The sequence below is a fragment of the Streptomyces sp. NPDC053426 genome (assembly GCF_055585405.1).
Map to the genome: position 1 here is coordinate 21,926 of NZ_JBVJKE010000020.1, position 20,152 is coordinate 42,077.

The 20,152-nt window shown below is 73.3% G+C and carries 16 protein-coding genes; 4 read left to right on the forward strand and 12 right to left on the reverse strand.

Annotated features, from left to right (window positions below; genetic code table 11):
• Positions 1-55 precede the first annotated feature (55 nt).
• The 4 genes from ACZ62B_RS32190 to ACZ62B_RS32205 form a co-directional block, all read right to left on the reverse strand.
• Positions 56-799, reverse strand: a complete 744-nt coding sequence (locus ACZ62B_RS32190) for a class I SAM-dependent DNA methyltransferase (protein ID WP_468724727.1) — start codon at positions 797-799, stop codon at positions 56-58.
• Between the two features lie 46 nt (positions 800-845).
• Entirely contained in the window at positions 846-1,658 is an 813-nt protein-coding gene (locus ACZ62B_RS32195; RefSeq protein WP_469693052.1) for an SAM-dependent methyltransferase, read from the reverse strand.
• Positions 1,659-2,054: 396 nt separating this feature from the next.
• Positions 2,055-5,429 carry a pyruvate carboxylase gene (locus ACZ62B_RS32200; RefSeq protein WP_468724725.1) on the reverse strand — a complete coding sequence of 1,125 codons (3,375 nt, stop codon included), beginning with the start codon at positions 5,427-5,429 and terminating at the stop codon, positions 2,055-2,057.
• Between the two features lie 184 nt (positions 5,430-5,613).
• Entirely contained in the window at positions 5,614-5,940 is a 327-nt protein-coding gene (locus ACZ62B_RS32205) for a hypothetical protein (RefSeq protein WP_073934058.1), read from the reverse strand.
• Positions 5,941-6,067: 127 nt separating this feature from the next.
• Between ACZ62B_RS32205 and ACZ62B_RS32210 the strand changes: the two genes are divergently transcribed.
• Positions 6,068-6,613, forward strand: a complete 546-nt coding sequence (locus tag ACZ62B_RS32210) for a DoxX family protein (RefSeq protein ID WP_344562482.1) — start codon at positions 6,068-6,070, stop codon at positions 6,611-6,613.
• An 18-nt stretch (positions 6,614-6,631) separates the two neighbouring features.
• On the opposite strand, the gene ACZ62B_RS32215 is transcribed toward ACZ62B_RS32210, so the two are convergent.
• A complete protein-coding gene (locus ACZ62B_RS32215; protein WP_344562484.1) occupies positions 6,632-7,003 on the reverse strand; it encodes a winged helix-turn-helix transcriptional regulator in 372 nt (123 codons plus the stop codon).
• A 130-nt stretch (positions 7,004-7,133) separates the two neighbouring features.
• Here ACZ62B_RS32215 and ACZ62B_RS32220 point away from each other — a divergent pair, with 130 nt between their 5' ends.
• On the forward strand, positions 7,134-7,784 hold the full coding sequence (locus ACZ62B_RS32220; RefSeq protein ID WP_344562486.1) for an FMN-dependent NADH-azoreductase: 651 nt from the start codon (positions 7,134-7,136) through the stop codon (positions 7,782-7,784).
• Between the two features lie 39 nt (positions 7,785-7,823).
• Here ACZ62B_RS32220 and ACZ62B_RS32225 read toward each other — a convergent pair whose 3' ends face one another.
• The 4 genes from ACZ62B_RS32225 to ACZ62B_RS32240 all read right to left on the reverse strand — a co-directional run bounded on the left by ACZ62B_RS32225 (position 7,824) and on the right by ACZ62B_RS32240 (position 13,152).
• The gene (locus tag ACZ62B_RS32225) at positions 7,824-8,483 is read right to left on the reverse strand and encodes a response regulator transcription factor (protein ID WP_344562488.1); all 660 of its coding nucleotides are present in this window, start codon (positions 8,481-8,483) and stop codon (positions 7,824-7,826) included.
• The gene (locus ACZ62B_RS32230) at positions 8,471-9,742 is read right to left on the reverse strand and encodes a sensor histidine kinase (protein WP_344562490.1); all 1,272 of its coding nucleotides are present in this window, start codon (positions 9,740-9,742) and stop codon (positions 8,471-8,473) included. Before ACZ62B_RS32230 ends, ACZ62B_RS32225 begins: the two co-directional genes overlap by 13 nt.
• 110 nt (positions 9,743-9,852) lie before the next feature.
• On the reverse strand, positions 9,853-12,381 hold the full coding sequence (locus tag ACZ62B_RS32235; RefSeq protein ID WP_468724720.1) for an FtsX-like permease family protein: 2,529 nt from the start codon (positions 12,379-12,381) through the stop codon (positions 9,853-9,855).
• 3 nt (positions 12,382-12,384) lie between these two features.
• Positions 12,385-13,152 (reverse strand): ABC transporter ATP-binding protein, encoded by a 768-nt coding sequence (locus ACZ62B_RS32240; RefSeq protein WP_344562494.1) that lies wholly within the window; start codon positions 13,150-13,152, stop codon positions 12,385-12,387.
• A gap of 334 nt (positions 13,153-13,486) precedes the next feature.
• On the opposite strand from ACZ62B_RS32240, the gene ACZ62B_RS32245 reads away from it, so the two are divergent.
• Together ACZ62B_RS32245 and ACZ62B_RS32250 are read left to right on the forward strand one after the other, a co-directional pair.
• The gene (locus tag ACZ62B_RS32245) at positions 13,487-15,043 is read left to right on the forward strand and encodes a vWA domain-containing protein (protein WP_469693056.1); all 1,557 of its coding nucleotides are present in this window, start codon (positions 13,487-13,489) and stop codon (positions 15,041-15,043) included.
• 98 nt (positions 15,044-15,141) lie between these two features.
• Positions 15,142-17,058 (forward strand): AMP-dependent synthetase/ligase, encoded by a 1,917-nt coding sequence (locus tag ACZ62B_RS32250; RefSeq protein ID WP_469693057.1) that lies wholly within the window; start codon positions 15,142-15,144, stop codon positions 17,056-17,058.
• On the opposite strand, the gene ACZ62B_RS32255 is transcribed toward ACZ62B_RS32250, so the two are convergent.
• From ACZ62B_RS32255 to ACZ62B_RS32265, 3 genes are read right to left on the reverse strand one after another with little or no spacing between them, the layout of a single operon-like run.
• Positions 17,000-17,593: a DUF1990 family protein gene (locus ACZ62B_RS32255; protein WP_468724715.1), complete on the reverse strand. Its 594-nt coding sequence runs from the start codon at positions 17,591-17,593 to the stop codon at positions 17,000-17,002. The genes ACZ62B_RS32250 and ACZ62B_RS32255 overlap by 59 nt on opposite strands.
• A complete protein-coding gene (locus ACZ62B_RS32260) occupies positions 17,586-18,872 on the reverse strand; it encodes a cysteine desulfurase-like protein (protein ID WP_344562502.1) in 1,287 nt (428 codons plus the stop codon). The genes ACZ62B_RS32255 and ACZ62B_RS32260 overlap by 8 nt, the downstream gene beginning before the upstream one ends.
• Before the next feature lie 36 nt (positions 18,873-18,908).
• Positions 18,909-20,006 (reverse strand): AI-2E family transporter, encoded by a 1,098-nt coding sequence (locus ACZ62B_RS32265; RefSeq protein ID WP_344562504.1) that lies wholly within the window; start codon positions 20,004-20,006, stop codon positions 18,909-18,911.
• Positions 20,007-20,152: the final 146 nt, after the last annotated feature.

A 20,152-nucleotide genomic window follows, 5' to 3' on the forward strand; every position in this document is an offset into this window, starting at 1 on the left:
TTCCGGTGGGCAGCATTCATCGATGTAATGGGTGCGTCGTGGAACCGGTGCGCGGTTACGGGGAGGGCGGGAGGCGGTAGACGGAGACGTGGGAGCGCGACTCGGCGGTGAACGCGGCGCCGTCCCAGTCCGCGTGCCTGGACTCCAGCTCGAAACCTGCCAGTTGGGCCATGAGGTCGAGTTCGGCCGGCCAGATGTAGCGGTGCGGGCTGCGGAACAGCTTCGCCTCCCGGCTGTCGTCGAAGTGGAAGTGGTGCGACACGGCGTGCTGGCGCAGGACGTCGTAGGTGTCCAGGGCGATGTACCCGGACTCGGAATGCCAGACCGTGGCCGCCTGGCCCGGCGGGAGTCTGCGCAGTTCGGGGACCCAGAGTTCGATGACGAACCGTCCGCCGGGGCCGAGATGGCGGGCGGCGTTGCGGAAGCACTCGACCTGTTCGGCCTGGGTGAGCAGATTGGAGATGGTGTTGAAGACGAGGTAGACCAGGGTGTACTCACCGGGGGCGACCGTGGTCGCCATGTCACCGATGATCACGGGGATCGTCGCCTCGTCGGCCTTGGTGCGCAGTTGCTCCACCATCGGCGGGGACAACTCGATGCCGGTGACGGGCACTCCGCGCCCGGCGAGCGGAACGGCCACCCGGCCCGTGCCGATGGCGAACTCGAGTGCCGCTCCCTCCCCCGCGAGCCGGGCGAGGCGGTCCACCGCCGGGTCCAGAACCTCGGGCGCGAACATGCCGGTGCCGGGCGTGTCATAACGCCGGGCGGCGTCAGCGTCCCAGATCTCCTTCTGCTCCATGCCTCCAACGCTCGCCGCCGCGCCCGGTGTTGTCCAGCGAATTACATCAGGGCTTGCGGGCGAGACCGCCGTGCTCGCCGATGGGTTCCAGGGCGGGGGTATCGCTGTCCGGGCGCCAGAGCGGGACCGAGACGACGCCGGGCTCGACGAGGTCCAGGCCCTCGAAGTACGCCGCGATCTGATCGATGGTGCGCAGGTTGTAGGGGACGGCGCCGCTCTCGTTGTAGGCGTCCTGGGCCTGCTCGAAGACGGGATCGATGCCGCGCGAGCCGTCGTTGACGGAGAGGTAGCTGCCGGAGGGCAGTGCGGCCATCAGCCGGGTGACGATGGAACGCGCCTGGTCGTAGTCGGCGATGTGGCCCAGGATGTTGCTGAGGATGAGGGCGGTGGGACGCTTGAAGTCCAGCGTCTCGGCGGCGACCTCCAGGATGCGGTCGGGGTCCAGGATGTCGGCGTCCACGTACGCGGTCGCCCCCTCCGGGGTGGAGTAGAGCAGGGCGCGGGCGTGGGCCAGGACCATCGGGTCGTTGTCGACGTAGACGATCCGGGACTCGGGGGCGATCCGCTGGGCGACCTGGTGGGTGTTGTCGGCCGTCGGCAGCCCCGTCCCGATGTCCAGGAACTGCCGGATGCCCACCTCGCCGGCCAGATAGGTGATGTTGCGGCGCAGGAAGGCGCGGCTGCTGCGGGCGATGGTGACGATCCCGGGGAAGACGGCGGTGTAGGCGTCACCGGCCTCCTCGTCGATGGGGTAGTTGTCCTTCCCGCCCAGCCAGTAGTTCCAGATCCGGGCCGAGTGCGGCACCGAGGTGTCGATCTTCTGCTGCGCTGATCCGGGTGCCGCGGCAGGGTCGGTCATGAGTACCGTCCGTAGTCGTTCGGGGGCTGTTCTGGCCAACGCATAATCTACGGTCCCACAGCTCGGCTGCGCAGGCTTGTCCGGCAGGGACACGGGGCGACTTCGCACCGCGCGGCCCGGTGACCACTGGTTCCTCGCCCCCGCCGCCCCTTCCCGTTCCCGTCCTCGAGGGGCGCTGCCCCTTTGATCCCGGCGTGCGGGTGGGTGAGTGGTTGCTCGCGCAGTTCCCCGCGCCCCTTCAGGGGCGCGGGGCCGTGCCGGCATGCGGCTCCGCCGCGTGGCCGCGAAGGGGGTCCGGGGGCGAAGCCCTCGGGGACGGGACGGGGCGGCGGGGGCGATGACCGCCTCTGGCAGCAGACGGACGGCGTGAGCACCCTGCCGGCCGGACGGGCCGGCTCAGCCGAGTTCCACCAGCAGGTCACCGCCCTCCACCTGCTGGATCCGGTTGATCGCCAGCCGGGCGACCGTGCCGGACTTCGGGGCGGTGATCGCGGCCTCCATCTTCATCGCCTCGATCGTGGCCACCGTGGCCCCGGCCGCCACCTCGTCGCCCTCGGCGACCGCGAGGGTCACCACACCGGCGAACGGGGCCGCGACGTGGCCGGAGTTGGCGCGGTCGGCCTTCTCGGTGACCGGGACGTCGGAGGCCGCCGCCCGGTCGCGGACCTGGATCGGCCGCAGCTGGCCGTTCAGGGTGGACATCACGGTGCGCATGCCCCGCTCGTCGGCGTCGCCCACCGCCTGCAGCTCGATGAGCAGCCGCACACCGGGATCGAGGTCGACGCTGTACTCCGTGCCGGGGCGCAGCCCGTAGAAGAAGTCCTTGCTGTCCAGGACGCTGGTGTCGCCGAACGACTGGCGGTGCGTCTCGAACTCCCGGGTGGGGCCGGGGAAGAGGAGCCGGTTGAGGGTGGGCCGGCGGTCCTTCGCCAGGCCCGCGCGGTCGTCGGCGGTCAGTTCCCGGACCGGCTTGGGTTCGGCGCGGCCCCGCAGGGCCTTGCTGCGGAACGGCTCGGGCCAGCCGCCGGGCGGGGTGCCCAGCTCGCCGCGCAGGAAGCCGATGACGGAGTCCGGGATGTCGAACCGGTCGGGCTCCTCCTCGAAGTCCTCCGGGGAGACGCCCGCGCCCACCAGGTGCAGGGCCAGGTCGCCGACCACCTTCGACGAGGGGGTGACCTTCACCAGGCGGCCGAGCATCCGGTCGGCGGCGGCGTACATCGCCTCGATGTCCTCGAAGCGGTCGCCGAGGCCGAGGGCGATCGCCTGGGTGCGCAGGTTGGAGAGCTGTCCGCCGGGGATCTCGTGGTGGTAGACGCGGCCGGTCGGCGAGGCCAGGCCGGCCTCGAAGGGGGCGTAGACCTTGCGGACGCTCTCCCAGTAGGGCTCCAGGTCGCCTACGGCCGTCAGGTCGAGGCCGGTGGGACGCTCGGAGTGGTCGGTCGCGGCGACGATCGCCGACAGGGAGGGCTGGGAGGTGGTGCCCGCCATGGAGGCAACGGCTCCGTCGACCGCGTCCGCGCCGGCCTGGATCGCGGCGAGGTAGGTGGCGAGCTGGCCGCCGGCGGTGTCGTGGGTGTGCAGGTGGACCGGCAGGCCGAACTCCCGGCGCAGGGCCGACACGAGGGTCGCCGCGGCGGGGGCCCGCAGCAGTCCGGCCATGTCCTTGACGGCCAGGATGTGCGCGCCGGCCTCGACGATCTGCTCGGCCAGGCGCAGGTAGTAGTCGAGGGTGTAGAGCCGTTCGGACGGGTCGGACAGGTCGGCGGTGTAGCACAGGGCCACCTCGGCGACGGCCGTGCCGGTCTCGCGCACGGCGTCGATGGCGGGCCGCATCCGGGAGACGTCGTTGAGCGCGTCGAAGATGCGGAAGATGTCGATGCCGGTGGCCGCCGCCTCCTGGACGAAGGCGTCGGTCACCTCGGTCGGGTACGGGGTGTAGCCGACGGTGTTGCGGCCGCGCAGCAGCATCTGGAGGCAGATGTTGGGCACGGCCTCCCGCAGGGCGGCCAGCCGCTCCCAGGGGTCCTCGGCGAGGAAGCGCAGGGCGACGTCGTACGTGGCGCCGCCCCAGCACTCCAGGGAGAGCAGTCCGGGCAGGGTGTGCGCCACCACGGGGGCGACGGCGAGCAGGTCCTTGGTGCGGACGCGGGTGGCGAGCAGCGACTGGTGGGCGTCGCGGAAGGTGGTGTCGGTGACGCCGGTGGTCGGGGAATCGCGCAGCCGGCGGGCGAAGCCGTCGGGGCCGAGTTCGGCGAGCCGCTGCCGGGAGCCGGCCGGCGGTTCACCGGCGGGCAGCGGCGGCAGCTTGGTGAGCGGGTCGATGAGCTGGGGCCGCTCGCCGTGCGGCTTGTTCACCGTGACGTCGGCGAGGTAGGTGAGCAGCTTGGTGCCGCGGTCGGCGGAGTGGCGGGCGGTGAGCAGCTCCGGGCGCTGCTCGATGAACGACGTGGTGACGTGTCCGGCCTGGAAGTCCGGATCGTCCAGGACCGCCTGCAGGAAGGGGATGTTGGTGGCGACGCCGCGGATGCGGAACTCGGCGACCGCGCGCCGGGCCCGTCCCACCGCGGCGCCGAAGTCCCGGCCCCGGCAGGTGAGTTTCACCAGCATCGAGTCGAAGTGGGCGCTGATCTCCGTACCGGCGTGGGTGGTTCCGCCGTCCAGGCGGATGCCGGAGCCGCCGGGTGAGCGGTAGGCGCTGATCCGGCCGGTGTCCGGGCGGAAGCCGTTGGCGGGGTCCTCGGTGGTGATACGGCACTGCAGCGCGGCACCGCGCAGGGTGACGGTCTCCTGCGAGAGCCCGAGGTCGGCGAGGGTCTCGCCGGCGGCGATGCGCAGCTGCGCCTGTACGAGGTCGACGTCGGTGACCTCCTCGGTGACCGTGTGCTCGACCTGGATGCGCGGGTTCATCTCGATGAAGACGTGGTTGCCGTCCCGGTCGAGGAGGAACTCCACCGTGCCGGCGTTGCGGTAGCCGATCTGCCGGGCGAAGTTCACGGCGTCGGCGCAGATGCGGTCGCGCAGCGCGGGGTCGAGGTTCGGGGCGGGCGCGAGTTCGATCACCTTCTGGTGGCGGCGCTGCACCGAGCAGTCCCGCTCGAACAGGTGGATGACGTCGCCCTGCCCGTCGGCGAGGATCTGCACCTCGATGTGGCGGGGTTCGACGACGGCCTTCTCCAGGAACACCGTGGGGTCGCCGAACGCGGACGCCGCCTCCCGGGACGCCGCCTCGATGGCCTCCCGCAGCTGGGCGGGGTCCTCGACGCGGCGCATGCCGCGTCCGCCGCCGCCGGCGACCGCCTTGACGAAGACGGGGAAGCCGATGCCGTCGGCGGCGCGGACGAGTTCGTCGACGTCGGTGGAGGGCGCCGAGGAGCCGAGCACGGGCACCCCGGCCTCGCGGGCGGCGGCCACCGCGCGGGCCTTGTTCCCGGTCAGCTCCAGGATCCGGGCGCTGGGTCCGACGAAGGTGATGCCGGCCTCTTCGCAGGCTTTGGCCAGTTCGGGGTTCTCGGACAGGAATCCGTAGCCCGGGTAGACGGCGTCGGCGCCCGCGCGGCGCGCGGCCCGGACGATCTCCTCGACGGAGAGGTAGGCCCGCACCGGATGTCCCGGCTCGCCGATCTCGTACGCCTCGTCCGCCTTCAGGCGGTGCAGCGAGTTGCGGTCCTCGTGCGGGAAGACGGCGACGGTTCGGGCGCCCAGTTCGTAGCCCGCGCGGAACGCACGGATCGCGATCTCGCCGCGGTTGGCGACCAGCACCTTGCGGAACATTCTCGATCCCTTCAGCCTGCCGGTGACAGGGACCATCGTGTCGGTGGCGGGTCCGGTACGCCATGTGAGCCGGGCCACTCACCCCCGGCGTGCGGCGCTCAGGATGTCGGGCGCGGCGTCGACCACATCCTCGGGCATGAACCGCCGCGTTCGCGCGCGGGCTTCGCCCGACAGCCCCGTACGGTCAGGCCTGGCCGGTCTCGAAGCGGGAGATGCGGCCGTCGTCGTCGACGGTGAAGGACCACCGGGTGCGCATCTCGCCCCAGGTGTCGTTGCTGTAGCGGGCGAGGAGGCGGCGGCCGCCGCCGGACTCGTTGTCGACCTCCAGGTGCCCGTGGGAGGAGAAGATCTCCCGGTCGATCCACTCGGTGAGGTCGCGTTCGGAACCGTCGTCCGCCATGGTCGCGCCGGGCGCCAGCAGGGACAGGAAACCGTCCCGGTCGTGGTTGTTGACGGCCGTGACGAAGGCGCGGACGGCGGGGTCGCTGAGACGGGTGCTCTGAATCGTCATGTCTGCCAGCGTCGTACCGGCCGCCGGAGCCCGCCACCCGCGTCACCCGAACGGCGACCGGTGGCGCGCCGGGCCGGTGGTGGGGGTGCGACGGTGGTCGGGCCAAGCCACTGTTCCGGGAGACGACGTGACCTGTTACGACCGACGTGATCTGGGCCTGCTGCTGCTCCGGCTGGGGACGGGCGGGGTGCTCGCGGCGCACGGCGCGCAGAAGCTGTTCGGCTGGTTCGGCGGCGGTGGCATCGAGGGCACCGGCCAGTTCATGGAGTCCATCGGCTATGTGCCCGGCAGGGCGAGCGCCACGGCGGCGGGCCTCGCCGAGGCCGGCGGGGGTGTGCTGCTCGCGCTCGGTCTGGCCACCCCGGCGGCGGGTGCCGCGGCGGCCGGCGCGATGGCGGGCGCGTCCGCCGTGCACGCGCCCAACGGCTTCTTCAACCAGGAGGGCGGCTTCGAGTACGCCGCGTCCCTGGGCCTGACGGCCGCCGGACTCGCCGTCACGGGCCCCGGCAGGCTCTCCCTGGACCACGCCCTCGGCCACGCGGTCAACCGGAGCTGGATGATCCCGGCGGCCTTCGCGGTGACCGCGGCGGCCACGACGATGACGGTGGGGGCGCGCGTCCGGCGGCTGCGGAGGGCCAAGGAGGGCGAGCAGGAGACGCTGTTCGAGGAGTAGTGCGAGGGGCCGGCGGCCTCAGCAGCCCGTCGACTCCGTACAGGGGTTGCCCTCGGGCAGGTGCGTCTCGGCCCACTTGCCGAGTTCCTTGAGCGCGGGTCCCAGCGCCGCGCCCGACTCCGTCAGACGGTAGGCGACCCGTAGCGGCGGTCCCTCGTCGACCTCGCGGACCAGGAGTCCCGCGGCGCCCAGTTCCGTCAGCCGGTCGGAGAGCATGCGCTCGCTGATGCCGGGGACGGCCCGGCGCAGATCGGCGAAGTAGGCCGGCTGTTCCACCAGCACGGCCACGATCGGGCCGGTCCAGCGCTTTCCGAGCAGCTGGAAGACGCGGGTGATGCCGCCGTCCACCTTCTTGCACGCCTCTGCCTCATGCGCCTGCTCGACCGCCATGCGCCCAGGGTACTACGCCCCCACAAGGGGATGAAAAAAAGTAAGTACCTGTGTTATTCATAGTCGAGTACGAAACTTCAGCGGTGGCGTCGTGACGCCTCCGCCCCCGCACCCATGGGAGAAACCCCGGATGGCCACCCTTCTGCACATCGACTCCTCCGTCTTCCCGGCGTCCGCCTCCGCGTCCCGCGCCGTGGCGGAGACCTTCCGCAAGGCGTGGGAGGAGCAGCACCCCGAGGGCACGGTGATCTACCGCGACCTCGCCGCGAACCCCGTCCCGCACCTCACCGCCGACGCCCACACGGCGGGCTTCGCGGACCCCTCCGCGCACACTCCCGGGCAGGCCGCCGCCTTCGCCGGGCGCCTGGAGCTGATCGAGGAGTTCGAGCGGGCGGACGCGCTGCTGATCGGCGCCCCGATGTACAACTTCACGATCCCCTCCACGCTCAAGGCGTGGCTGGACAACGTGGCCCTGATGGGCCGCACCGCGGGCGAGAACCCCTCCGCCAAGGGCACCCCGGTCACCGTGATCGCCAGTCGCGGCGGCTCCTACGCGCCGGGCACCCCGCGCGAGGGCTACGAGTACGTCCAGAACTACCTGCGGGCGGTGCTGGTCGACTTCCTCGGCCTCGACCTCGACTTCATCGTCCCGGAGCTGACCATGGCCGCGCAGAACCCGGCGATGGCCGAGCTGATCCCGCTCTTCGAGAGCTCCCGCGAGCGCGCCCACCACGACGCCGCCATCAGGGCCAAGTCCCTCGCCGAGCGGCTGGCGGCGTAACCCGACGCGGCCCCGGCCCGCCGGGCCGGGGCCGCCGGGTCAGGCCCGGCGCCGGGCGTCCTCCAGATAGTGCAGCACGGCCGCGACCCGGCGGTCCGTGCGGTCGGTCGGCGCCAGGTCGAGCTTGGCGAAGATGTTGCGGATGTGTTTGTGGACGGCGCCGTCGCTGACGACGAGCCGTTCGGCGATGGCCGTGTTGCCCAGTCCTTCGGCCATCAGGGCCAGTACGTCCCGCTCCCGGGGACTGAGCCGTCGCAGACGGGCGTCGGGCCGGGTGCGGATGAGGAGTTGGGCGACGACCTCGGGATCGATGGCGGTGCCGCCGTCCGCCACCCGGTGCAGCGCGTCGAGGAACTCCTCGACCCGGCCGACCCGTTCCTTGAGCAGATAGCCGAGCCGGGCGCTGCCCTGGGCGAGCAGGTCGGTGGCGAAGGCCTGCTCGACGTAGGCGGACAGGACGAGGACGGCGAGTTCGGGCCGGCGCCGCCGGGCCTCCACGGCGGCGGTGATCCCCTCGTCGGTGTGGGTGGGCGGCATCCGGACGTCGACGATGGCGACGTCCGGCTTCTCCGCGTCCACGGCGTCCAGGAAGGTGTCGGGGCCCTCGGTCGTGGCCACCACGTCCAGGGACTCGGCGCGCAGCAGCAGCGCGAGCCCTTCGCGCAGCAGGGCGTCGTCCTCGGCGATCACGATCCGCATGGCAGGGTCACCTTCAGAGTGGTGGGGCCGCCGGGCGGGCTGGCCAGTTCCAGTGTTCCGTCGTGCGCCTCGGTGCGTCGGCGGATGCCGGTGAGCCCGGACCCGTTGCGCTCGTCCGCCCCGCCGCGGCCGTCGTCGTGGACCTCCACGTACAGCCGGTCGTCCAGGCGGCGCACGACGACACCGGCGTCACGGGCACCGCTGTGCTTGGCGATGTTGGTGAGGGCCTCGGCGACCACGAAGTACGCCGTCGCCTCCACGGACGCCGCGCACCGTCCCGCCACGTCGGTGTCGACGCGGCAGGGCACCGGGCAGCCGGCCGCCAGGGCGGTGAGGGCGTCGGGCAGACTGCGGTCGGCCAGGACCGGCGGGAGGATGGAGCGGACGACCGCCCGCAGTTCGGCCAGCGCCTGTTCGGCGGCCTCCTGGGCACGCCCGAGGACGGCGTCGGCCTCGGCGGGGTCGCGGGTCAGGGCGCGGCGGGCCGCGCCGATCAGCATGGTGACCGCGACGATCCGGTTCTGTGTGCCGTCGTGCAGCGCCCGCTCCACACGGCGCAGTTCGGTGGCGTGGGCGTCGAGTGCGGCGGCCCGGGTGGCGGTGAGTTCGGCGACCCGCAGCACGAGGTCGGTGCCGGGGTCGGGGGTCAGCAGCCGCCGCCCGGGCCAGGCCTGCAACCGGGCGAGCGCGGGGGAACACAGCACGATGCAACCGACCCACAGCACGCCGAGCAGCATGACGAACAGGGCGCCGGGCCAGTCGCGCACGATCCACCAGCCCGCGGCCGCGGTGGCCTCGCTCTCCGGCAGGAAGCGCCAGTACAGCGGGAAGCCGATGTCGTGTGCCGCGTTCAGCGGCAGCGTCGCCCCGATCAGTCCGAGGAACAGGCCGAAGACCGCGTGCGTGCCCACCCAGCGCACCTCGCGGCGGACGGCGCGGTCGGTGACCGCGGCCCGCAGCCCGGCCGGCGGTGGCGCCGGCCCGATGATCTCCGGGCCCCAGCGGGAGAGCCGGGCCCGCTCCCGGTCGGCGACGGCCCGTACCGCGTGCAGGGCGGACGGCAGCAGCCACAGGCCCACCCCGGCCAGACAGGCCACGGCGGTCACGGCCAGCCACAGCGTCGCGAGCAGCGCCAGCAGACCGGTGCCCATCCCGCCGACGAGATGCTCCAAGGCGTCCAGCACCGCCCGGGCCCGCGCGGACACGGCCCGTGCCCCTCCCGCCCGGCCGTCCGCCGGCCGGTCGTCGATCGCCGCCATCCGCACCTCCCCGGCACGGAGCATAGAACGCCGGGTCCCGGGCCCGCCCGGCCGTCCGCCACGTGGTGCTCGGCCGGTACCGCTCCGGGCCCGGGACCGGCCGGCGGTGCTCACTCGCGGATGCCGATGCCCTCGGCCGGAGGGGTGCGCAGGAGCCGGCCGACGGGAAGCACCGTGGCGACCAGTGCCAGCACGACGGTCCCGCCCACGATGGCGGCCGAGCCCGCGACCGGAACGTAGGGGACGCGCTGCCCGGACACGGCGTGGACGATCGTGGTGAGGGTGACGGCCGCGATCGCTCCGCCGATGACGATCGCCACGCCCAGCAGACCGGCCTGTTCGGCGTGCACCATCCGCTTCACCTGGCCGCGGGTCACACCGACCAGGCGCAGCAGGGACAACTCCCGGGTGCGGGCCAGGGCCGCCATGACCAGCGTGTTGGCGGCGGCGAGGACCGCGTACCCGACCAGGACGGCGATGAGCAGCTTGTTCAGCCAGCCGCTGACGGCCAGGTCCTGGGCGAGTTCGCCGGTGAGCCGGTCGGTGCCGACCACGGCGGCGGCCGGGTACCGGCGGGCGAGTCCGGCCAGGGCGGCGTCGGGTTCGGCGTCCGGTGCGGTGCGGATGAGCACCTGGTCGTCGAGTCCGGTGACGGTGTGTCCGGCCAGGGTCCGGGTGTGGAGCGTGACGTCGCCGAAGCCCCAGCCGCGTTCGTACAGGGCGACGACGCGCAGGGTGACGGGCGTTCCGTCGCCGAGCCACAGTCCGGCCTTGTCACCGAGCTCCCAGCCGGCGGCGTCCGCCTGCGCGGTGGACACGGCCACGGTGTCCTCGCGCAGCGCCGCGAGGCTGCCCGAGCTCACCTTCAGGTCCAGTGTCCGTTCCACGCCCTTCGGGTCGATGCCCTGGGCGACGACGGCCATGGCCTCGATCTCGCCCGGCACGACGACGGAGGTGCGGCGCACCCCGGTCGCGGCGACCACCCCGGGGATCCGGCGGGCCTCGGCGGTGGCGGAGGCGGGCAGTCCGGCGCCGCCGGTCAGGGCGTGCTGGGCGAGGATGCCGTCACGGCTCTGGACCACGGTCTGCCGCTGGAGGTTGTCCTGCAGGAACCAGACGGTGCCGCCGAACCCCACGGAGAGGACGAGCGCGGTGAGTACGGCGACCATGCCGCGGGCGTTGGCCCGCAGGTTCGCCGCGGCGAGGTAACCGCTGTCGCCCCACACGGCACGCAGGACGGGGCCCAGCAGCCGGGCGGCCGCCTGGTTGATCCAGGGCGCCAGCAGCGCGACCCCCAGCACGAACGCGTAGAGCATGCCCATCGCGGCGCCCAGCGCGGTCTGGCCGTCGGTGGCTCCGGTGAGGCCGGTCAGGGACACCGCGACGGCGAGGCACACCAGGCCGGTCACCACACGGGCCTTGCCGCCCGGGCCGCGCTCGACGGCCGCTTCCCCGAGGGCCTCGGTGGGCCGGATCCGGGTGACGCGCAGCGACGCGATCCAGGCGGCCAGCAGTGCCGTGGCGCCGACGGCCACGGTCACGGCGCCCCCGGACAGCAGCCCGCCCCGGACGGTGAAGCCGTCGGGCACGAACTCCCGGGAGACCAGTTCGTCCCGGACGAGTGACGTGGCCAGCAGTCCGGCCGGGACGCCCACGACGGCGGCGAGCAGACCGAGCAGGCCCACCTCGGCGAGGAGCATCCGCCGCACCTGGCCGGGGGTGGCCGCGACGGCGCGCAGCAACGCGAGGTCGCGGCGCCGGTGCCGTACCGACAGGCCGACCGTCCCGGCGACGACGAAGACGATGATCATCGCGGCGTATCCGCCGAACGCGCCGCCGGCCTGGAGGGTGAACTCCCGCGCCGCGGCGGCTTCGGGCTGTTCGGCCAGCCCGCGCTCGTCACCGGTGTAGGCCTTGGCGTCCGCGCCGTCCGCGACCCGGCGCACCGCGGTGAGTACGGCGGAGCGGTCGGCGTCCGGCGCGGCGAGGACACCGACGGCGTCGAAGCGGCCCGGGTGCGGATCGAGTGCGGCGGCCCGCGCGTCGGTGAAGAACAGCGCCGCGCGCTCCCCGGACGCCTCGCCGGTCCCGGCCACCCCGCTCACCCGGTACGGCCGGCTCTCTCCCCCGGTGACGATGTCCGTGGTGTCGCCGGGCGCGAGCCCCGCGCGGTCGGCGAGCCGGGCGTCGACGGCGATCTCCCCGTCGGTGCGCGGCGGTTCGCCGGACACCAGCCGGTAGGGAGCCAGGGCGGCACTCGCCCAGCCGTGACCCGTGGTCGGCACGTCCGGGGCGGCGGTCGTGGTGACGACGATCGAGCGGTCGCCCACCGCACGCTCCACGCCGGGCACCGCGGCCAGCCGGCCGACCAGTTCCCCGGGGACGCTGCCGCGTTCGGGGAGCGTGACGGTGGTGTACTCGGTCTCGCCGAACATCTCCGGGCCGGCCACCCTCAGGTCCCGGTCGGCGACGACGGCGAGCGTGGCGCCGTAGCGCTGCGGCTCGCCCTTGTACCGCCATCCCGACTCCACGAGCAGGGCGCAGGTCATCAGGATGGCGACGCCCGCGGCGAGCGCGACGAAGGTGGCGACGAAGCCGCCTTTGCGGAAGCGCACCATCTGCGCTGCGAGTCGGAGCACCGTTCAGCCCTCCCGGCTCGCGACGGACGGCCGGCGGCCGCCCGGCAGCGCCAGGTGTTCGGCGATCCGCTCGGCTCCGGGCTGTGCCATGTCCCGCACGATCCGCCCGTCCGCCAGGACCGTCACGCGGTCGGCGTAGGACGCGGCGACCGGGTCGTGGGTCACCATGACGACGGTCTGCCCGAACCGGTCGACCACCGACCGCAGCAGGGCGAGGACCTCGGCCGCGGTCCGGGTGTCCAGTGCCCCGGTGGGTTCGTCGCAGAACATCACCTCCGGGCGGGTGACGAGCGCCCGGGCGATCGCGACGCGCTGCTGCTGGCCGCCGGAGAGCTGGGACGGCCGGTGCCGCAGCCGTTCGCCCAGTCCGACCCTCCCGATCACCTCGGCGACCCACGCCGGGTCGGGCCGGCGGCCCGACAGCCGGGAGGGCAGCAGGATGTTCTGCTCCACGTTCAGCGCGCCCACCAGGTTGAACGCCTGGAACACGAAACCGACCCGGCCGCGGCGCAGTTCGGTCAGCCGCTTCTCGGACATCGACGACAGGTCGGTGGGGCCGATCCGCACCGTCCCCGAGTCCGGCCGGTCCAGTCCGGCCGCGCAGTGCAGCAGGGTGCTCTTGCCCGATCCGGACGGTCCCATCACGGCGGTCATGGTGCCGCGCGCGAACACGACGCTCACGTCGTCCAGCGCCACGACCGGCTGGTCGCCGCCGTACGTCTTGTGCACGTGGTCGAGGCCGACGGCGATGTCGGCCGGGGTCAGTGACATGGTGGGGCGCCTTCCGGGCGGAGCTCGTCGTGGGACCCGAACGACGGTAGGAGGCGCGGAGGCCGCCGGCCATGCAGCCAGTGACCGGACGACGGTGGTGCAGGCACTACCACCCGGCATAACGTCCGTGGTCGCGCCGTTCGCCCAGGCCCGGCGCGGTTTCGGCGGCAGGAACGCGGGTCCGCGGGTCAACGGAAGATCACCTACCGGTCTCGGCGGGGCCGCTCCGTGCCCTCTTCGAGACTCACCTGCAACGCTCCGTACCGCACGTTCCGGCCCGCCGCGCCGTCACAGTCACTGAAGTCGACGTCAACCGACCGAGGGGACACGGACGATGAAGTGGCACGGGACACGGCGGCCGGCCGGAGCGCTGCTCGCGCTCGCGGCGGCGGGCTGCCTGCTGGTGGGCGGCTGCGGCGCGGGGAGCGACGGCGGCTCCAAGGCGAGCGACGCCTCCTACAACCGCGGGGGCGACGGCTCGGCGCCGCTGCCCGCCCCCGACCGGGGGTCGGGAGGACGGTACGACGGTGAACGGGACGAGGGCGAGCGGGACTCCCGCGAGGTCGCCCCCGATCCCGACCACCTGTCGACCTTCGCGCTGGACGTCGACACCGCCTCGTACGGCTATGCCCGCCGCACCCTCGCCGAGGGCCGGCTGCCCGATCCGTCGACCGTCCGTCCCGAGGAGTTCGTCAACAGCTTCCGGCAGGACTACGAGCGTCCCGATGGCGACGGCTTCACGGTCACCGTGGACGGCGCCCGCACCGAAGAGGAGGACTGGTCGCTGGTCCGGGTGGGCCTGGCCACCAGGGCCGCCGATCCGGACGGTGAACGCCCGCCCGCCGCCCTGACGTTCGTCATCGACATCTCGGGTTCGATGGCGGAACCGGGCCGTCTCGACCTCGCACAGGACTCCCTCGCGACCATGACGGACCAGTTGCGCGACGACGACTCGGTGGCCGTCGTCACCTTCAGCGACGAGGCCGAGACCGTCCTGCCGATGACCCGGCTCGGCGGCAACCGGGGCGAGGTGCACGACGCCGTCGACAGCCTGGAGCCGACCGACTCCACCAACCTCGGGGCGGGTGTGGAGACCGGGTACGAGACCGCCGTCGAGGGGCTGCGCGAGGGCGCGACCAACCGGGTCGTGCTCGTCTCGGATGCGCTCGCCAACACCGGCGACACGGACGCCGACGCGATCCTCGAACGCATCGCGGAGTCCCGCCGCGAGCACGGCATCACCCTGTTCGGCGTCGGTGTCGGCAGCGACTACGGCGACGCGCTCATGGAGAAGCTCGCCGACGAGGGCGACGGCCACACGGTGTACGTGTCCGGCGAGGAGGACGCCCGCGAGGTGTTCTGCGAGCAGTTGCCCCGCAACATCGAGCTGACGGCCCGTGACGCCAAGGCGCAGGTCGCCTTCGACCCGGAGACGGTCGCCGAGTTCCGGCTCGTCGGCTACGACAACCGGCGGGTCGCCGACGAGGACTTCCGTGACGACCGCGTGGACGGCGGCGAGGTCGGCCCCGGCCACACCGTGACCGCCCTGTACGCCGTGCGCACCCGGCCCGGGGCCGACGGGCACCTCGCCACGGCGACCGTGCGCTGGCTCGACCCCGACAGCCGCACCCCGCACGAGGAGACGGGCGACCTGGAGGCCGACGGTCTCGCCGGCTCCGTGTGGAGCGCGCGGCGCGGTCTGACGGTCACCGCGACCGCGGCCTACTTCGCCGACGCCCTGCGCTCCTTCGACCACCGCTACAGCGCGCTGCCGGGCGCTCCCGGTCTCGGTGAACTCTCCGAGCGCGCGGACGACTTGGCGGACCGGACGGAGGACGAGGACATCCGCGGGCTGGCGGAGGCGATCCGCGCGGCGAACCGGCTGGACTGACCCCCGCCCATTGACTGATTCTTACGCACGGGTAAGTTTACTCTGGAGTAAGTACGGCAGTACCAGCACGAGAGCATCAGCCGCGACCGGGAGCCGTCATGGGCGTACGCAGGGATCTGAAACGGGCGACACGACGCTCGGGTCCGACGAGCCGGACCCGAGCCGAGACCGTCAGGGACGAACACGGTGTCGTGCGTGAGGCCCGTACGGCGGCTCTGGCCCCGCGGCGGACCACCGGCAGCACGGCCGACATCCCGTTCACCAACGCGGCCGAGGCCCCCGACGCGGTGGTGCTGCGGCGCGAGGAGCACGGCACCTGGCGCCCGGTGACGGCGGCGGCCTTCGCCCGGGAGGTCACCGCCGTGGCCAAGGGGCTGATCGCCGCCGGTCTTGAACCGGGCGACCGGGTCGCCGTGATGTCCCGTACGCGCTACGAGTGGACGGTCCTGGACTTCGCGGTCTGGTCCGCGGGCGGCCGGGTCGTACCGGTCTACCCCACCTCCTCGGCGGAGCAGGTGGAGTGGATCGTCCGTGACTCCGGCGCCCGGTACGTCGTCACGGAGACCGCGCAGAACACGGCCGCCGTCACCGCCGGCACCGCCGCCCACCCGGAGCCACCGCGCGTGTGGGAACTGGACGCGGACGCCCTCGCCGAACTCACCGCGCTCGGCCGGGACGTCCCCGACGAGGAGGTCACCGGGCGCCGTACGGCCCTGACCCCCGACACCGTCGCGACCGTCTGCTACACCTCCGGCACCACCGGACGCCCCAAGGGCTGCGTCCTCACCCACGCCAACCTGTACGCCGAGGCCGCCAACACGGTCGAGCTGCTGCACCCCGTCTTCAAGGAGGTCACCGACCAGGTCGCCTCGACCCTGCTCTTCCTCCCGCTCGCCCACATCCTCGGCCGCACCATCCAGATCGCCTGTCTGCTCGCCCGTATCGAGACCGGCCACTGCCCGAGCATCAAGCCCGACGAACTCCGGCCCGCGCTCAGGGCGTTCCGTCCGACGTTCCTGGTCGGCGTGCCCTACCTCTTCGAGAAGATCCACGACACCGGCCGGGCCACCGCCGAGAAGATCGGCCGGGGCGCCTCCTTCGAACGCGCCCACCGCGTCGCCGTCCGCTTCGGCGAGGCCCACCTCGACAAGCTCCTGGGGCGCGGCAAGGGCCCCGGCCTCGGGCTGTACGCCGCCTGGGCCCTGTACGACTTGCTGGTCTACCGCCGGGTCCGCAAGGAACTCGGCGGGCGGGTGCGCTACGCCATCAGCGGCGGCTCCCCGCTGGAGCGGGACCTCAACCTCTTCTTCTACGCGGCCGGGATCATGGTCTACGAGGGCTACGGCCTCACCGAGACCACCGCCGCCGCCACCGTCGTCCCGCCGCTGGGCCCCCGCCCCGGCACGGTCGGCCTCCCGGTCCCCGGCACCGCGGTCCGCATCGCCGACGACGGCGAGGTGCGCATCAAGGGCGGCATCGTCTTCGGGTCGTACTGGAACGACCCGGCCGCCACCGACGAGGCGCTCGACGACGGCTGGTTCGCCACCGGCGACCTCGGCTCCCTCGACGAGGACGGCTATCTGACCATCACCGGCCGCAAGAAGGACATCCTCGTCACCTCCGGCGGCAAGAACGTCTCCCCGGCCGTCCTGGAGGACCGGCTGCGCAGCCGCCCGCCCGTCGGCCAGTGCCTCGTCGTCGGCGACAACCGGCCCTTCGTGGCCGCGCTGATCACCCTCGACCCCGAGACGGTCGCCCACTGGCTGGCGGTGCGGGGGCTGCCCGCCGGCACCCCGATGTCCGAGGTCGTCCGCGACCCGCGGATGCGCGCCGACGTGCAGAAGGCCGTCGACTACGCCAACGAGGCCGTCTCCCGCGCGGAGTCCATCCGCGCCTTCACCCTGGTCGAGGGCGAGTTCACCGAGGAGAACGGACTGCTGACCCCCTCGCTGAAGGTCAAACGGCGGGCGGCGCAGGAGGCGTACGCGGACGAGATCGCGGCCCTGTACTCCTGACCCCCGCGTCCCGCAGGACACGGAGGTAGCGCCTGCGGACGAGGAGCTGCGCCAGCAGGAGAACGGGGAAGAGCGGGCGCCAGGGGCCCGTCGGCGCCGCCCGGGTCAGGGAGCGCAGGGTCAGCAGGACCCGGCCGTCGTCGTCCCGGTGCACGATGAAGGCCTCCTCGCCGCTGACCGGGTGGCCCCGGCGGGTGCCGTAGGCGAAACCGCACCGGTCCCCGGTCTCCACCACGGCGACGACCTCGACCGGTTCCCGTACGACGCACCGGCCGAGGCCCGCCGTGACGGTGTACCGCCCGCGCTCACGCGCGCCGGTGCCGCCCCCGTCGGCCGGGGCGACGGCGAAGCCGCTGCGCCGTTTGACCTCCCACCGCAGCACCGCCTCGCCGGCGGCGTTCCAGGCGTCCTCTCCCCGTCCGATCGTCACGGTCCTCTCGAACCGGCGGAACCCGGGCGGGGACACCGGCCAGACCGGGACCTGCGGGGCGGTGGCACCGCGGGGGCCGTAGGTGAGGCCGCCGTCCTCACCCATGTGCGTCCGTCCTCCGCTCCAGGAAGTCGGACAGGCCCGTCAGCAGCCGGTCGACGTCCTCGCCGCTGGTGTAGGGGGCCAGGCCGACGCGGAGGCCGCCGGTGTCGCCGAGGCCGAGGTGACGGGACGCCTCCAGCGCGTAGAAGCTGCCGGAGGGCGCGTGGACGCCGCGTTCCGCCAGGAAGCGGTAGGCGTCCGTGGTGGAGCGGCCGTCGAGGGTGATCAGCAGGGTCGGGGTGCGCCGGACCGCGCGGGAGTGGACGGTGACGCCGGGGAGGGCCGCCAGGCCCTTCTCCAGGCGGTCGCGCAGGACGCCCTCGTGTTCCTCGATCGCCTCGAACGCCGAGACGAGTCGTCCGCGACGGGACTCCCGCCCCCGCCGCCCCTCCACGTCCCCCGGGGGCTCCGCCCCCGGACCCCCGCTCCCCGAACTCCCCCGGAGGGGCTGAAGGGTCGCCAGGAAGTCCACGGCCGCACGGGTGCCCGCGAGGAACTCGTAGGGCAGCGTGCCCAGTTCGAAGCGCTCGGGCACCGCGTCCGTGGAGGGCAGCAGTTTGTCCGGACGCAGGGTCTCCAGGAGTTCGGGGCGGGCGGCCAGGACACCGTGGTGGGGGCCGAGGAACTTGTACGGGGAGCAGACGACGAAGTCCGCGCCGAGCGCCTCCATGTCGACCGGGGCGTGTGCGGCGTAGTGCACGCCGTCGACGTACAGCAGGGCGCCCGCCTCGTGCGTGATCCGCGCGATCTCGGCGATCGGGGGCATCGTGCCGATCAGGTTGGAGGCCGCGGTGACGGCCACCAGCCGGGTGCGGCCGGAAAGCACGGCGCGGATGTCGTCGGCGGTCAGTTCACCGGTGGCCGGGTCGAAGTCGGCCCGGCGGACGGTGCCGCCGGCCCGCTCGGCCGCCTGCACCCAGGGGCGGATGTTGGCGTCGTGGTCCAGCCGGGTGACGACCACCTCGTCGCCCGGTGACCAGGTCGCGGCGAGGGTGCGGGAGAAGTCGTAGGTGAGCTGGGTGGCGCTGCGGCCGAAGACGATGCCCGCCGGGTCGGCGCCCAGGAGGTCGGCCATGGCGCGCCGGGCCTCGACGACGACGGTCTCGGCGTTGCGCTCGCCGGGCAGGCCGTCGCCGCGGATCGAGAGCGGCCGGGACAGCGTGGCGGCGATCGCCTCGATGACGGGCAGCGGCATCTGGGTGCCGCCGGGGCCGTCGAAGTGCGCGGTGCCGGCGGCCAGCGCGGGAATCCGGGCGCGCAGTGCGCTGAGGTCGTACGTCACGGGGCCTCCTGTCGATGCGGAAGGTGGGCGTGCCGGTCAGGTGGACGAGCCGTCGGCCCGCGGTGCGGGCTGCGGGTCGGAGAGCTGCTCGCGCAGATAGTTCCAGACGACCGCGATCATCGCGGCCACCGGTACGGCGAGCAGGCTGCCGACGATGCCGGAGAGCGCGCCGCCGAGCGTCACCGCCAGCAGGACGACCGCCGCGTGCAGTCCGAGACCGCGGCTCTGGATCATGGGCTGGAACACGTTGCCCTCGAGCTGCTGCACCACGACGATGACGGCCAGCACGAGCAGCGCGTCCGTCAGGCCGTTGGACACCAGCGCGATCAGCACCGCGACGAAGCCGGCGAACAGGGCGCCCACGATGGGCACGAACGCGGACACGAAGGTCAGCACCGACAGCGGCAGCACCAGGGGGACGTCCAGGATCCACAGGCCCAGGCCGATCAGTACGGCGTCGATCAGGCCGACGAGCGCCTGGGACCGTACGAACGAGCCCAGGGTGAGCCAGCACCGCTCGGCCACGGCGGGCACGTCCGTGGCGAGCCGGCCGGGGAGCTGCCGGCCGAGCCAGGGCAGGAAGCGCGGGCCGTCCTTGAGGAAGAAGAACATCAGGAAGAGCGCCAGGACGGCCGTGACCACACCGCTGAACACGGTGCTCACGCCGGTGACGGCGGTGGTGGCGATGGCCCCGGCGCTGTCCTGGATGCGGGCGGTCGCGGTGTCGAAGGCATCGGCGATCTGGGCGTCGTCGATGTTCAGCGGCGGCCCGGCGGCCCATTCGCGCAGCCTCTGGACGCCCTCGGCGACACCGTCGGTCAGCTCGCCGGCCTCCGACGCCACGGGCACCGCGATCAGCGCCACGGTGCCCGCGGCCACCAGCAGGAACAGCACGGTCACCAGGGAAGCGGCGAGCGCGGGGGCCAGGCCGCGCCGGCGCAGGAAACGGGTCGGGGGCCAGGTGAGCGTGGTGAGGAGGAGACCGACTATCAGCGGCCAGACCACCGACCACATCCGGCCCAGCACCCACAGCACCACCGCCGCCGCCACCAGGACCAGCAGCAGCTCACCGGAGACGCGCGCCGACGTGCGCAGCGCGGCGCGGGTTCTCCCCGCGTTCAACGTGGCAGACATGACAGGCACCTTATGGGGCCCGCCGGTCACGGTGATCACCCGGGACCCGCCCCGGACCTGCTCGGGAGGACGCCAGGAAGGATGTCCGGCGGGGTTCCACCGTGTCGGCCGGGGGACGGCCGGGGCCGGTGAGGCAGACTGAGGTC

Coding starts and splice junctions, on each gene's coding strand:
- ACZ62B_RS32190 (WP_468724727.1), bottom strand. CDS start 799: ATGGAGCAGAAGGAGATCTGGGACGCTGACGCCGCCCGGCGTTATGAC.
- ACZ62B_RS32195 (WP_469693052.1), bottom strand. CDS start 1,658: ATGACCGACCCTGCCGCGGCACCCGGATCAGCGCAGCAGAAGATCGAC.
- ACZ62B_RS32200 (WP_468724725.1), bottom strand. CDS start 5,429: ATGTTCCGCAAGGTGCTGGTCGCCAACCGCGGCGAGATCGCGATCCGT.
- ACZ62B_RS32205 (WP_073934058.1), bottom strand. CDS start 5,940: ATGACGATTCAGAGCACCCGTCTCAGCGACCCCGCCGTCCGCGCCTTC.
- ACZ62B_RS32215 (WP_344562484.1), bottom strand. CDS start 7,003: ATGGCGGTCGAGCAGGCGCATGAGGCAGAGGCGTGCAAGAAGGTGGAC.
- ACZ62B_RS32220 (WP_344562486.1), top strand. CDS start 7,134: ATGGCCACCCTTCTGCACATCGACTCCTCCGTCTTCCCGGCGTCCGCC.
- ACZ62B_RS32225 (WP_344562488.1), bottom strand. CDS start 8,483: ATGCGGATCGTGATCGCCGAGGACGACGCCCTGCTGCGCGAAGGGCTC.
- ACZ62B_RS32230 (WP_344562490.1), bottom strand. CDS start 9,742: ATGGCGGCGATCGACGACCGGCCGGCGGACGGCCGGGCGGGAGGGGCA.
- ACZ62B_RS32240 (WP_344562494.1), bottom strand. CDS start 13,152: ATGTCACTGACCCCGGCCGACATCGCCGTCGGCCTCGACCACGTGCAC.
- ACZ62B_RS32245 (WP_469693056.1), top strand. CDS start 13,487: ATGAAGTGGCACGGGACACGGCGGCCGGCCGGAGCGCTGCTCGCGCTC.
- ACZ62B_RS32250 (WP_469693057.1), top strand. CDS start 15,142: ATGGGCGTACGCAGGGATCTGAAACGGGCGACACGACGCTCGGGTCCG.
- ACZ62B_RS32255 (WP_468724715.1), bottom strand. CDS start 17,593: ATGGGTGAGGACGGCGGCCTCACCTACGGCCCCCGCGGTGCCACCGCC.
- ACZ62B_RS32265 (WP_344562504.1), bottom strand. CDS start 20,006: ATGTCTGCCACGTTGAACGCGGGGAGAACCCGCGCCGCGCTGCGCACG.